The organism is Variovorax guangxiensis (assembly GCF_003952165.1).
GTDB lineage: Bacteria > Pseudomonadota > Gammaproteobacteria > Burkholderiales > Burkholderiaceae_C > Variovorax > Variovorax guangxiensis.
On the sequence record NZ_RXFT01000005.1, the window covers coordinates 423,455 to 436,789 of the forward strand.

General features: G+C 68.6%; 11 protein-coding genes. All 11 read right to left on the bottom strand.

The genetic code is table 11. The features are described 5' to 3' along the window. Nucleotides 1–67: 67 nt before the first annotated feature. The 11 genes from EJP67_RS14990 to EJP67_RS15040 all read right to left on the bottom strand — a co-directional run bounded on the left by EJP67_RS14990 (nt 68) and on the right by EJP67_RS15040 (nt 13,333). On the bottom strand, nt 68–3,829 hold the full coding sequence (locus EJP67_RS14990; RefSeq protein ID WP_126022493.1) for a molybdopterin cofactor-binding domain-containing protein: 3,762 nt from the start codon (nt 3,827–3,829) through the stop codon (nt 68–70). Beyond that, nucleotides 3,826–4,326, bottom strand: a complete 501-nt coding sequence (locus EJP67_RS14995) for a (2Fe-2S)-binding protein (protein WP_126022494.1) — start codon at nt 4,324–4,326, stop codon at nt 3,826–3,828. Before EJP67_RS14995 ends, EJP67_RS14990 begins: the two co-directional genes overlap by 4 nt. Beyond that, entirely contained in the window at nt 4,304–5,473 is a 1,170-nt protein-coding gene (locus EJP67_RS15000) for an ABC transporter substrate-binding protein (RefSeq protein ID WP_240650663.1), read from the bottom strand. The genes EJP67_RS14995 and EJP67_RS15000 overlap by 23 nt, the downstream gene beginning before the upstream one ends. Before the next feature lie 55 nt (nt 5,474–5,528). After that, nucleotides 5,529–6,254 (bottom strand): bifunctional nicotinamidase/pyrazinamidase, encoded by a 726-nt coding sequence (gene pncA, locus EJP67_RS15005; protein WP_126022495.1) that lies wholly within the window; start codon nt 6,252–6,254, stop codon nt 5,529–5,531. Nucleotides 6,255–6,288: 34 nt separating this feature from the next. Further along, a complete protein-coding gene (locus tag EJP67_RS15010; protein ID WP_126022496.1) occupies nt 6,289–7,023 on the bottom strand; it encodes an ABC transporter ATP-binding protein in 735 nt (244 codons plus the stop codon). Then, nucleotides 7,020–7,820 (bottom strand): ABC transporter ATP-binding protein, encoded by an 801-nt coding sequence (locus tag EJP67_RS15015; RefSeq protein ID WP_126022497.1) that lies wholly within the window; start codon nt 7,818–7,820, stop codon nt 7,020–7,022. Before EJP67_RS15015 ends, EJP67_RS15010 begins: the two co-directional genes overlap by 4 nt. Beyond that, a complete protein-coding gene (locus tag EJP67_RS15020; RefSeq protein WP_126022498.1) occupies nt 7,817–9,757 on the bottom strand; it encodes an ABC transporter permease in 1,941 nt (646 codons plus the stop codon). The genes EJP67_RS15015 and EJP67_RS15020 overlap by 4 nt, the downstream gene beginning before the upstream one ends. A gap of 81 nt (nt 9,758–9,838) precedes the next feature. Continuing rightward, on the bottom strand, nt 9,839–11,044 hold the full coding sequence (locus tag EJP67_RS15025; RefSeq protein WP_126022499.1) for an ABC transporter substrate-binding protein: 1,206 nt from the start codon (nt 11,042–11,044) through the stop codon (nt 9,839–9,841). Between the two features lie 79 nt (nt 11,045–11,123). After that, complete coding sequence (locus EJP67_RS15030; RefSeq protein WP_126022500.1) at nt 11,124–11,708, bottom strand: amino acid synthesis family protein; 585 nt, start codon at nt 11,706–11,708, stop codon at nt 11,124–11,126. A 44-nt stretch (nt 11,709–11,752) separates the two neighbouring features. Beyond that, on the bottom strand, nt 11,753–12,394 hold the full coding sequence (locus EJP67_RS15035; protein ID WP_126022501.1) for an amino acid synthesis family protein: 642 nt from the start codon (nt 12,392–12,394) through the stop codon (nt 11,753–11,755). A 21-nt stretch (nt 12,395–12,415) separates the two neighbouring features. Continuing rightward, the gene (locus tag EJP67_RS15040) at nt 12,416–13,333 is read right to left on the bottom strand and encodes a UPF0280 family protein (protein ID WP_126022502.1); all 918 of its coding nucleotides are present in this window, start codon (nt 13,331–13,333) and stop codon (nt 12,416–12,418) included. Between the last annotated feature and the right edge of the window lie 2 nt (nt 13,334–13,335).

A 13,335-nucleotide genomic window follows, 5' to 3' on the forward strand; every position in this document is an offset into this window, starting at 1 on the left:
GTTGCATCGTAGCGGCGCACGCAGAAAACAGCCCGCTCGGCCGGCTCGGCACTCCTTGTCTACGGCCTCAGTGCCCCGGCGTCGCGCGCACGCGCGCCACCTCGGCAGGCAGGTCGGTCCACGCGGGCTCCTGCGGCGCGAAGCGTGCGCGCATGTAGCCGGCAAGCTCGGCGATCTGCCGGTCGTCGAGCACATCGCGGAAGCCGGGCATGAAGCCGATGTCGCGGCTCGCCGGCTCGCGCACGCCGTCGAGGATGGTGCGCAGCAGGTTGTCCGGCCGCGCGCTCGTGAGGTTGCTGTTGAGCGCGAGCGGCGTGTTGACGCCGAGCAGCGTGGGCCCGTTGCCGTCGTGGTGGCAAGAGGCACAGGCACTGTCGAACATGCGCTGTGCGGGGCCCAGCAGTCGCCCCTGCGTGCGCGCCGCGTTGCCCACAACCTGTTGCGCGACAGCGGCAGGATCCGCGGCCGGCGCGGGGTTGAACGAGCCCAGATACGTGGCCATCGCGCGAATGTCCTCGTCCGGCACCTGCGCGAGCTCGCGCACAACCTCGGCCATCGGCCCGCCCGCGACGCCGTGCCGCTGCGTGTGGCCGTTGCGCAGGTAGCGATACAACTCGTCGGCATCCCACGGCACCGCCGACTTCGATGCGAGCTGCGTGAGCGCCGGCGCCTCCCAGCCATCGACCATCGCGCCCGACAGGAAGGCACTGCCGCCCTGCTCCGCGCCCAGCGCATTGCGCGGGGTATGACAGGCGCCGCAATGCCCCAGGCCGTTGACCAGATAGGCACCGCGATTCCACTCCGCGCTCTGCGTGGCCACGGGCTGCATCGGCGCCGGGTCATGGAAGAGCGCGTTCCAGCCGGCCATCAGCGGGCGAATGCTGAACGGAAACTTGAGCTCGGACTTCGGCGTTTCCGCCCGCACGGCGGGCAGCGACATGAAGTACGCATACAGCGCCTGCAGATCGTCGTCGCTGGCCTTCGCGAAAGCGGTGTAGGGGAATGCGGGATACAGGTAGTGTCCGTCGCGCGAGACGCCCTCGCGCATCGCACGCTGGAAAGCGCTGAAGGACCAGCGGCCCAGGCCCGTCTCGGCATCCGGCGTGAGGTTCGTGGTGTAGAGCGTGCCGAAGGGTGTGTCCATGGCGCGGCCGCCCGCGTTGGCCATGCCGCCGGGTGCCGTGTGGCACACGGCGCAATCGCCGACCGAGGCGAGCACCCGGCCACGCTCGATGGTGGCCTGGCTGTAGACCGGCGCGGTGAGCGACACCGGCGCGATGGCCGATCGCCAGCCGAGCAGGCCGGCGATGACGCCGATGCCACCGACAACCAATGCAGCACCAGTGGCCCACAGCCCCTTGCGCCGAGGCCAGACCACATTGCTCCTTCCGGCACCGGGGGAAGGCCCGGATGGGGGCACGACGGCATCACCATTCCCACGCAGCTCGCCTCCCCCGCCATCTCCCGGAGGAGCCGGAGGCAGCAAGCCCTTGTTCAATTCCGCGAGCACCGTCTCCGGCGTGAATGGCGGCGCCCTGAAGCGCACGCCCGTCGCATCGAAGATCGCATTCGCGATCGCCGCAGTGCCCGGCACCGACGACGACTCGCCCGCGCCCAGCGAAGGCTCGCCGGGCCGCGGCATGTGCATCACCTCGATCACAGGCACTTCGCGGAAGTTGATGATCGGGTAGCCGCCCCACTCGCGGCTGGCGACCACGCCGGAAGGCAGGACGCCAGGCAGCTGCGCACCCGTCGCCGCATCCTGCTGCTGCTGCTGCTGTTGCTGCGGCGCGAATTCCACGCGCTCCTTCAGCGCGCGGCTCGTCGTCTGGATCACGTTGCCGTGCACCTGGTGCTCGACGCCCGCCGGGTTTACCAGCACCCCCGCGTCGTGCCCCACCACCACGCGGCGCACATGCACCTCGCCCGTCTTGCGGTTGACCTCCACGTCGGCCACCCACGCGGCCCACGCCGCGCCGAAGCCCGGCCACTTGCTGTGGATGTAGCGTGCGTACGCAAAGCCCTGCCCGAAGAGGATGTCGCCGCCCTCGCCGAGCCCGCCGTCGGCGTTCTCCTGCGGCCCGGTGCGCATGCGCCAGCCGGCCTTCTGCGCGGTGGCCTGCACGAGCTCGACGGCGCGCGGGTCTTCCAGGTAACGCAGCCTGAACTGCACCGGATCGACACCCGCCGCCGTCGCCAGTTCGTCGATGTAGGACTCGTGCGCGAACGAACTCGGCAGCGCCGACACGCCGCGCAGCCACGAGGCGCGCACGATCGGCGCCATGTCGTTGACCTTCACGCGCAGGTTGTCGTAGCTGTAGGGCGGGCGGGCGGTGCGGTCGCCCATCTCGAAGGCCTGCGCCACCGGCTCGATGGTACGCGTGAGCAGCAGCGCCAGCGTGGGCGCGCCGTTCGAGGGATACGAGGTTTCGAAATCGTAGGCGGCGACGTTGCCGTCGGGCATGAGGCCGCCGTCGATCTCCATGAGCTGCGCCGCGCCCTTGGGCTCCCACGCGTGTTCCTGCTCGCGCGTGAGCTGCACTCGCACCGGCGCGCCGACGGCGCGCGCGAGCAGCGCGGCATCGGCGGCCACGTCGTCGGCGCCGTTGCGGCCGTAGCAGCCCGCCGCCTCCATGCGGACCACGTCGACCTGCACGTCCTCCACGCCCATGAGCTTCGCGAGATCGGCGCGCAGCACGTGCGGGTTCTGCGAGCCGGTCCAGCAGCGCAGTTGCATGCCGCTGCCGTCGGCGGGCTGCCAGTCGGCCAGCGCGCACGAAGGGCCGATGGAGGCATGCATCTGGTAGGGCCACACATAGGTGCGGCGCATGGGCTGCGCGGCCGATGCGATGGCGCCGTCCACGTCGCCTTCGTCGACCAGCAGACGCTGCGTCGAGGGGTTGTCGCGCAGGGCCTGGGCGAGGTCGCCCAGGTCGGGCATGCCGGGCCACGGCTTCCACTTCACGCGCAGCTCGCGAAGGGCCTGCTCGGCGTGTTCCTCGCGCTCGGCCACGATGCCGACGAAGTCGCGGATGACGACCACTGCGCGAATGCCGGGAATGTGCGCGATCGACGATTCGTCGACCGACTCCAGCGTGTTGCCGATGAACTCGCCGTGGTCCGCGCCGGCATACGGCGGGCGCACCACACGGCCGTGCAGCATGCCAGGCACCCGCATGTCGTGCACGAACACGAGCTCTCCCGCGAGCTTGGCCGGGATGTCGACGCGCGCCTGCCGCGTGCCGACCACGCGGTAGTCGGCCGGGTCCTTGGGCTTCGCCTGCGGATCGAGCCTCAGCACGGTGCGCTGGCCGGCGACGAGTTCGGCATAGCTGACGTGCCGGTCGGGCAGCTCGGCGACGCGCACCACGCCATTGCGCATCTGCAGCGCATCCACGGCCACGCCCAAGCGCTCGGCAGCACGCGCCAGCAGCCATGCACGCGCCTGCGCAGCCGCCAGCCGCAAGGGCTGCGCATGAATCTGGATCGACGCGCTGGCGATGGTCGCGCCCTGGTTGGGCGCGCGCGCGGTGTCGCCGAGCATCACGCGCACGCAGGGCATGCCGAGGTCGAGTTCCTCGGCCACGATCTGGCCCAGTGCGGTCTGTATGCCGGTGCCCAGGTCGACGTGCCCGTTGAGCGCCGAGGCGCTGCCGTCGTCCCATACCGCGAGCAGGACCTCGTCGCCCTCGACGGGGTTGCCGGCGACGAATGCCGGCTGTCCCTTGGCGGGCACCGGCGCGGCCGGCGTCTCGCGTACCACCAGCAGCACGCCGTCTGAGGCGAGGAATTCGGCGCGCGTGCGCGGAAGATCGGCGCGGCGCGTCATGTGGCGGGTTGCTCGCGCATGCGCACTGCCGCGCGCTGCACCGCGTCGAGGATCTCGATGTGCGTGCCGCAGCGGCACAGGTTGCCCGAAAGCTCGCCGCGGATGCGCGCCTCGCTGGCCTGCGGGTCGCGCGCCAGCAGCGCAGCCGCCTGCATCACCATGCCGTTGAGGCAGTAGCCGCACTGCGCGGCCTGCGCATCCTCGAAGGCGGCCTGCACCGGATGCCAGCTGCCGCGCGAACCCAATCCTTCGAGCGTGGTGATGGCGCGCCCCGCCACGCCGTGCGCCGGAATCACGCACGAGCGCGCGGCCACGCCATCGACGTGCACGGTGCATGCGCCGCACTGCCCCAGCCCACAGCCGTACTTGGGACCGTTCAGCCCCAGGTCGTTGCGCAGGAGGTGCAGCAGCGTCGCCTCGCGCGGAACTCCTGCTATCGATTGCGCCCGGCCGTTGACCAGCAGGCGCAGCGGCTCAGCGCCGCAACTGGCCGTCACGGGCGTATATCTCCAGATCGACGAAGGTCGAGCCGTTGTGGTTCTTCGCGCTGTACTCGATGGGGAAGTCGCCGAAGCGCGTGCTGCCGATGCTCTCGAGGCCGGCGATGAAGCTGTCGCGCGTGGGCGTCTTGCCGGCGCGGCGCAGGCCCTCGACCATCACGCGCGCGACGATGTAGCCTTCCAGCGCGGTGTAGCTGTCGATCTTCTCGCCGAACTCGGCGCGGTCGCGCTGGTAGTCGGCCACGATCGGCACCCGCAGCGCCTGCGGCGGCGGCACGATGCTGGCCGTGACCAGGCCCGCGAGCTTGCCTTCGAGCCGCTTGGCCGAGCCGGCCGCGTCGGTGATGCCGACGGAGAGCGTGTACAGCGGTGCGCCCACGGCGTTGGCGCGGTAGTCGCGCATGAACACTTCGACCATGCGCCCGGCCATGATCATCACGACCGCGCCCGGCTTCGCGTCGGCCAGGCCGGTGACGACCTGCCTGGCGTCCTCGGCCGTGATGGCCAGCGGGAAGGTCTTGAGCACCTTCACCTTGTAGTCGGCCGCCAGCTCCTCGCAGGTGGCGAGGTTCGACTTGCCGAAGGCGCTGTCCTGGTAGACCACCGCGATCGACTGGATGCCGATGGTCGACAGGTGGCTGATGATCTTGCGCAGCTCCAGGTCGTAGCCCGCGCGCACGTGGAACAGATAGCGGTTGACCTTGGTTCGGAACGACGTGGTGCCCACCAGCGGCGCGAACATCGGCACGCCGGCCTTCTCCGCCAGCGGCATCGCCGCCGCGAGGTTGCCGGTGGCCACGTAGCCGGTGAGCGCGAACACCTTGTCCTCGTCGATCAGCTTGGCGGTGTTGACGGCCGTCTTCGCGGGATCGTAGGCATCGTCGTAGGTGACGAGCTCGATCTTGCGGCCGTTCACGCCGCCCGACTTGTTGACGCGGTCGAAGTACAGCTTGATGCCCGCGCGGTAGTCGATGCCGAAGTCCTTCGCCGGTCCGCTGAACACGGCCGACTGGCCGATGCGGATGGTGGTGTCGCTCACGCCGTTCGTGCCGTTGTCCGCGCGCGCCGCGCGCAACAGGCCGGGACCGAGGGCCAGGGCGGCGCCGCCCGCGACCATGGCGCGCCTTGTGATGGAAAGTTTCATGCGTCGTGGATCCGTGTGTTGCCCGTTCTTGTCGTTCTTCTTCACGGCGGCGCGCTCAGGCGGCCTGGATGTCGGCCGACTGGATGCGCTTGACGCCCTTGGCCGTCATCTGCTTCCAGGCCGCCGCCAGCGAGCCGTTGAGGTCAATGCCGCGCGTGGCGTCCTCGATCACGTAGGCCTCGAAGCCGGCCTTGCGCGCGTCCATCGCGGTCCAGGCCACGCAGAAGTCGGTGGCCAGGCCGGTGACGAACACGGTCTTGATGCCACGCGCCTTCAGGTAGCCGGCGAGGCCCGTGGCCGTCTTGTGGTCGGCCTCCTCGAAGGCCGAGTAGCTGTCCATGTCCTTGTGGAAGCCCTTGCGGATGACGAGCTGCGCAGTGGGCACCTTCAGGTCCTTGCCGAGCGCGGCGTCGTCGGTGCCCTGCACGCAGTGGTCGGGCCACAGCACCTGCGTGCCGTAGCTGAGCTTGGTGGTCTCGAAGGGCTTCTTGCCGCTGTAGGTGCTGGCGAAAGATGCGTGGCCCGCCGTGTGCCAGTCCTGCGTGACCACGATGTTCTCGAACGCCGGCGCGAGCGCGTTGATCACCGGGATGACTTCGTTGCCGCCCTTCACCGCGAGCGTGCCGCCGTCGAGAAAGCAGTTCTGCACGTCGACCACGATCAGCGCCGCCTTGGCGCCGGGCTTGATCTTGCCGGCCGCGAAGGCGTTGAAGCCGAGACTGCCGAGGCCGCTGGCCAGCCCGAGGCCGGCGGCGGATTTCACGAGGGTTCTGCGATGCATGGCGTGGACTCCGGTGGGTTGAAAGAAAGAAGGCTCAGACACTCAGATAGGCGCGGCGGACTTCGTCGTTGGCCGCAAGCTCGGCCATGGTGGCGTGATAGCGGATCTGCCCCTTCTCGAGCACATAGGCCCGGTCGGACACCAGCTCGGCGAAGTGCATGTTCTGCTCCGACAGCAGGATGCTCACGCCCTGCGCCTTGAGCTCCAGGATCATGTTGGCCATCTGCTCGACGATCACCGGCGCCACGCCTTCGGAAGGCTCGTCGAGCAGCACGAGGTACGGGTTGCCCATCAGCGTGCGCGCCACGGTCAGCATCTGCTGCTCGCCGCCGCTCATGCGCCCGCCGGGGCGGTTGGGCATCTCGCCGAGGTTGGGGAAGAGCTTGAACAGGCGCTCGGGCGTCCACAGCGGCGCCTCGCTGCCGTCGGCCCAGCGGCGCGCAGGCTGCTTGCCGACTTCGAGGTTCTCCATCACCGTGAGGTCGGTGAACACGCGCCGATCTTCGGGCACGAAGCCCAGGCCCAGGCGCGCCGCATGGTGCGGCTCGCTCTTCGAGATGTCGTGACGCAGGAAGCGCACCGCGCCGCGGCGCTTGGTGAGCATGCCGATCAGCGCCTTGAGCGTGGTCGACTTGCCCGCGCCGTTGCGGCCCATGAGCGCGACCACTTCGCCGCGACGCACTTCGAGATCGACGTCGTAGAGGATCTGCGCGGCGCCGTACCAGGCGCACAGTGCCTTGGCCTGCAGGAGAGGTTCATGCGTGCTCATACTGCTTCTCCGATGGCTGCGGCCTTCTCGGCGATCTTCTTCTCGAATGTCTTGCCGGTGCCGAAGTACACCTCCTGCACCTTGGGATGGTCGCGGATCTCCAGTGGCTTGCCCTGGGCGATGAGGCGCCCGCGCGCCAGCACGATCATGCGGTCGGCGTACGCGAACACCACGTCCATGCTGTGCTCGGTGAAGAGCACGGCCATGCCGCGCTGGATGACGAGTTCCTTGGTCAGCGCCATGAGGGAGTTGCGCTCCTTGGGCGCCATGCCGGCGGTGGGCTCGTCCATCAGCAGCAGCTTGGGCGAGTTGGCCATTGCGATGGCGAGCTCGACGCGCTTCACGTCGCCGTAGGCCAGCACGCTGCAGGGCCGGTCGGCCTGCGACTTCATGCCGACCTGGTCGAGCAGCGCCAGAGCCTCCTCGCGCTTGTGGTCGGCGGCACGGCGCCATGTGGAAAAGAGCTTGCGGTCGTGCGACAGCAGCGCCATCTGCACGTTCTCGACCACGGTGAGCGAGGCGAAGGTCTCGGCGATCTGGAAGGTGCGGCCCACGCCCATGCGCCAGATCTCGCGCGGCTTGCGGCCCACGAGTTCCTGGCCGTCGAGCGTGATGGAGCCCTGGTCTGCCTTCAGCTGGCCGTTGACCATGTTGAAGGTGGTCGACTTGCCGGCGCCGTTGGGCCCGATGAGCGCGAGCAGTTCGCCCGGCGGCAGCTCGAAGCTGATGCCGTCCACGGCCTTCACGCCGCCGAAGGACTTGCCGAGGTTCTCGACCTTGAGGAGCGTGTTGCTCATGCCTTCACCTCCTCGAGCTTGGCCTTGGCTTCGGTCTTTTCGGCTTCACCTTCCTTCGGCGCGCGCCAGCGGTCCGCAAGCTGCTTGATGGAGCCCGCGATGCCCTGCGGGAACAGCAGCACCAGGATCAGGATGATGGCGCCGAGCATCGCGCGCCAGTAGTCTGTGTTGCGCGCCACGGTGTCGTGCAGCCAGGTGAAGGTGACGGCACCGACCACCGGGCCCGCGAGCGTCTGGATGCCGCCGAGCAGCACCATTACGAGACCGTCGACCGACTTGCCGACCGACAGCGTCTCAGGTGAGATGCTGCCCTTGGAGAAGGCGAAGAGCGCACCCGCCAGGCCCGCCACGGTGCCCGCGATGATGAACGCCACCCACTGCATGCGCTTGACGTCGATGCCGATGGCGTCGGCGCGCAGCACCGAGTCGCGGCCCGCGCGCATCGCGTAGCCGAATGGCGAGAACAGTACGCGCCGCAGCCACCACACGCCGAGGCCCACGAGCACCAGTGTGAGCCAGTAGTAGGCCTGCTTGTCGGAAAGCCACTCGGAAGGCCACACGCCGGTCAGGCCGTTGCTGCCGCCGGTGAAGCTGTCCCACTGATAGGTGATGGCCCAGGTGATCTGCGCGAAGGCGAGCGTGAGCATCGCCAGATACACACCCGACAGCCGCACCGCGAACCAGCCGTAGACGAAGGCGCCGAGCGCCGCCACCAGCGGCGCGACGATCAGCGCGAGTTCCATCGGCAGGTGCAGCGCGCGCACCAGCAGCGCCGCACCGTAGGCGCCGAGGCCGAAGTACGCCGCATGGCCGAAGGAATGCATGCCGGCCGGCCCCATGATGAAGTGCAGGCTGGTGGCGAAGAGGGCCGCGATCATCAGGTCGATCATCAGCACCGTGGTGTAGGGCGAGTTCACCGTCAGGAACGGCAGCACCGCCAGCACCAGCGCGAACACGGCGGCCGCCACCACATAGGCCCTGCCCGGGCGGCGCAGCGGCTCCTCCTGCATGCCCACGTAGCGGCTGGGTGCCTGCGGGCGGCCGAACAGGCCCCAGGGGCGCCACACCAGCACGATGGCCATCACGAGGAAATCGACCATCAGCGTGAGCTTGGAGAACGAGACGTCGATGCCGAAGATCTGCACCACGCCGAGCCATATGCACACGGCCTTGATCTCGGCGATGAGCAGCGCGGCCATGTAGGCGCCGGGCAGCGAGCCCATGCCGCCGACCACCACGACCACGAAGGCGGCGCCGATGGTGTTCAGGTCCATCTCCAGCGTGGCGGGTTCGCGCGGCAGCTGCAGCGCGCCGCCGAGGCCCGCGAGCAGCGCGCCGAGCGCGAACACGGCCGTGAAGAGCCAGGCCTGGTTGACGCCCAGCGCACTGACCATCTCGCGGTCCTGCGTGGCGGCGCGCACCAGCGTGCCGAAGCGCGTGCGGGTGAGCAGCAGCCACACGAGGCCGAGCACCACCGGGCCGATGACGATCAGGAACAGGTCATAGGAAGGAAACTGCCGCCCGAGGATCTCGACCGAGCCCTTGAGGCCGGGCGCGCGCGGACCGAGCAGTTCGTCGGGGCCCCAGAGCCACAGCACCGCATCCTTGATGACGAGCACCAGCGCGAACGTGGCCAGCAGTTGGAACAGCTCCGGCGCCTTGTAGATGCGGCGCAGCAGCAGCACCTCGATCAGCGCACCGAGCACGCCGACCGCCAGCGCGGCGATCAGCAGCGCAGGCCAGAAGCCCAGGCTCGAGCCCAGCTTGTCGACGAGCGTGTACGCGAGATAGATGCCCACCATGAAGAACGAACCATGGGCGAAGTTGACGATGCGCGTCACGCCGAAGATCAACGAGAGACCGGCCGCCACGAAGAAGAGCGAGGACGCGCCGGCCAACCCGTTGAGCAACTGAACAACGAAGCCAGAGAAGCTCATAAGGACCCTGAGGAAACTGGAGACGTCCGCATCCGCGCCCTCATGCGAAAAGGCAGCGAATGCGGTGGAGGTGCCGTGCGGTCAGTCCGCAGGGCGCATCTTTTTCACTTCTTCGTCGGACGGCTGGAACTTGGCTCCATCGAGGTAGACGTAGTCGACCATCACGCCCTTGCCGCCGTCGTTCTTCGTCTTGCCGACGTAGGCGCCCATGGTGGACTGGTTGTCCTGCGCGCGGTAGCTGATCTTGCCGAAGGGCGTGTCGACCTGCAGGCCCTTGAAGGCGGCCACGAGCTTCTCGGTATCGGTGCCGCCGGCCTTCTTGATGCCGGCCGCGATCGAGTGGATGGCGCTGTAGCCGACCACCGAGCCCAGGCGCGGGTAGTCCTTGAACTTGGCCTGGTAGGCATCGAGGAAGGCCTTGTGCTCGGGCGTCTTCACGCCGTTCCACGGGTAGCCGGTGACGATCCAGCCGTTGGGCGCCTCGTCCTTCAGCGGGTCGAGGTACTCGGGCTCGCCTGTCAGCACGCTCACCACCTCGCGGTCCTTGAAGAGGCCGCGCGTGTTGCCTTCGCGCACGAACTTGGAGAGGTCGGCGCCGAAGAGCACGTTGAAGATGGCGTCGGGCTTGGCATCGGCCAAGGCCTGCACCACGCTGCCCGAGTCGACCTTGCCCAGCGGCGGCGCCTGCTCGGCGACGAACTCGACGTCGGGCTGCGCGGCCTTCAGCAGCGTCTTGAAGGTGGCGACCGACGACTGGCCGTATTCGTAGTTGGGGTACACGAGCGCCCAGCGCTTCTTCTTGAGCTTGGCGGCCTCGGGCACCAGCATCGCGACCTGCATGTAGGTCGAGGGACGCAGGCGGTAGGTGTACTTGTTGCCGTTGCTCCAGACGATCTTGTCGGTGAGCGGCTCGGCGGCGAGATAGAAGAACTTCTTCTGCTTGGCGAAGTCGGTCAGCGCCAGGCCGGTGTTCGACAGGAAGGCGCCGGCCAGCACGTCGATCTTCTCGCGCGAGATGAGCTCCTCGGCCACGCGCACGGCGTCGCCGGGGTTGGCGTTGTCGTCGCGGCTGATGAGCTCGATCTTCTTGCCGTTGATGCCACCCTTGGCGTTGATCTCGTCGACCGCGAGCTCCATGCCCTTCTTGTAGGGCTCGAGGAAGGCGGGCTGCGCCTTGTAGCTGTTGATTTCGCCGATCTTGATCACGCCCTGCGCGTGCGCGGGAACGAGGGCCGAAGCCAGCGTGACGACGGAAGCGGCGCAGAAAACATGGCGCAATGGATTCATCGAGAAGCTCCTAGGGGTTAAGGCAGAAAGAATTCGAGTTGTATGGGCGCGGGGCTCTGGCTGGACGATGCGGCGCGTCTCAGCGCAGCCCGTCCTCGCCCTTGATTTCGGAGACCTGCAGGCCCCCGATGCGCGGCAGCGGACGGCCGCTGTCGGTGACGGCCACGGCCACCACGATCTCGTTGGCGCGCGGCGCGTCGCTCACGCGGGCTTCCACCGCGTCGAAGTGGCTGCGCACGAAGGCGGCGTCCTTGTGGCCCAGCGGCACGTCGATGGCGGTGCCCAGCGTGCCCTGCTTCTTGGCCGATGGCACGAGCGCGGCGCCCTTCTCCACTGCAACGCGCAGCGGCGCGCCCAGCTTGGGATGCAGGATGGCGGCGGCATGCTCGAGCTCGCCGCGCTCGCCGACGATGGCGGCCTTGCCGTAGCTCTGCGCCTGGCCGGGCTCGATGCCCAGCGCCTTCACGGCCTTCTGGCCCAGCAGCGCGCCGAGTTCCTCGCCGATGGCGATGAGCTCGTCGAGGTTCTCGCTGTAGCGGCCCGCGTAAGGGTTCTCGATGACGGCGATGGCGACGGCGCGGCGCGTGGGCGGCGTGATGTCCTTGCCCATTTCCTTGCGGGTTTCATCGACCTGGACGACGAGCTTGCGGATGTTGGCGGTCATGTTCTGTGTGTTCCTTGTCTTGTCTCTGTGTGGGTCTTCGCGGGTCAGCGCAGGCCGTCCCACTTGCTGATGTCTTTCGCGAGCAGCCCACCCACGCGGGCATGGATGCGGTAGCCGGTGCTCATCGCGAGGATGAAGACGATCTCGTCGGCCGCAGGCGCGCCGGGCACGCGCACCTCGATGGCGTCGAACTGGCCGCGCACGTAGCTGGCGTTGATGTTGGTCAGCGGCACGTCGAGCGTGGCGCCGGGCGGGCCGACCTTCTTGGTCGAAGGCACGATCGAGAGCGCGTTGCCGGGCTGGCCGGTTTTTTCCTCGGCCTTGCCAGCGGTGTAGGCGGCGCGGCTGCCCTTCCAGCCGAGCAGTTCGCGCATCGCGTAGCCGCCGGGCACGTGCCACAGCGCGCCATGCTCCAGTTCGCCATCGGCGCCGACGATGGCGCCCTTGCCGTAGGTGGCGATCTGCTCGAGCGGCACGTCCATGGCGGCATGCAGCCGGTGCGCCATGTCGACGCCCACCGGGTCGAGCAGCGCCATCATCGGCAGGATGTCGGGCTCGTAGCGGCCCGCGAACGGATTGGTCAGCACCGCGCCGATGGCACCACGCACCAGCGGGGTGTCGGCGCGCGGTCCGAACTCGTGGTGGATGTGCTCGACCTGGGTGAAGACGCGGCGGATTTCGATCATGAAAAAGAACCTTGCTTTTCGTTAAGCAAATACTGAACCAACGGATTTCGGCGACTCTGCATCGAGCGCCTTCGAGCATAAGGGTTCGACAAGTCTCCACTGCCCCTGGCAAACGAGTAGAGCGGCCCATACGAGCCCTCCTTTTTGCAGGACCTTGGCGCATATCGCGCCCGTATCGAGTGCGCTGCGCACCTGCGCGGGGGCCAGCGCGGGCACGTCGACGGTGACGAGTGTGTCGCCGAGGTCGCTGTCGTCCTTGCACTCGCTCGCCGGGCGGCGCGCGATGGCCTCGTCGTCCACGTCGACGGCGTTGGCGATCACTGTCGCGGCGGCATCGGCCTGCGCTGCGGTGGCGGCCAGCACCGTCACGCTGTCGGCGATGCCCAGCGAGAAACTGCGCCCGCGCCAGCCGCTGGTGGCGACGCCGCGCACGGGCTGGTCGGCGCGCAGCTCGAACTGGCCGTCGGTGGTGAGGACGCCGCCTTCGCCGGCCAGATGGCCGCGCAGGTCGAAGCGCGCGATGTCGGCGAACACGCCCACGCGCGCGGACTGCCCCGGCGCAAGATGCAGCGCGATGTCGCCGCCGTTGTTGATCCACGCGCGCTCCACGCCGGGGCGCTCGTAGAACGCGATGAGTTCCTGCGCAACCGAGCCGGCCACCGCCGCCATCGGCGTGATGAACATCGGCGAAAAAGCGGCGCAGGCATCCCACATGCGGCGTGCCACCACGTTGCGCGGGCGCATCTTGTCCACGACGGGCAGGCGCAGCAGCGGCAACTCACGCACGAGCTCGTCGAGCACGTGGACGAAGCGCGCCCACGCCGCGTCGTGCGCGGCGGCCACGGCGTACGGGTCGCCATGCGCCTCGGCCACGATATCGATCGGGCCGTGGTTGAAATGCCAGCGACTCTTGTCGAGCGCTGTGCGTTGGGCGGACATGA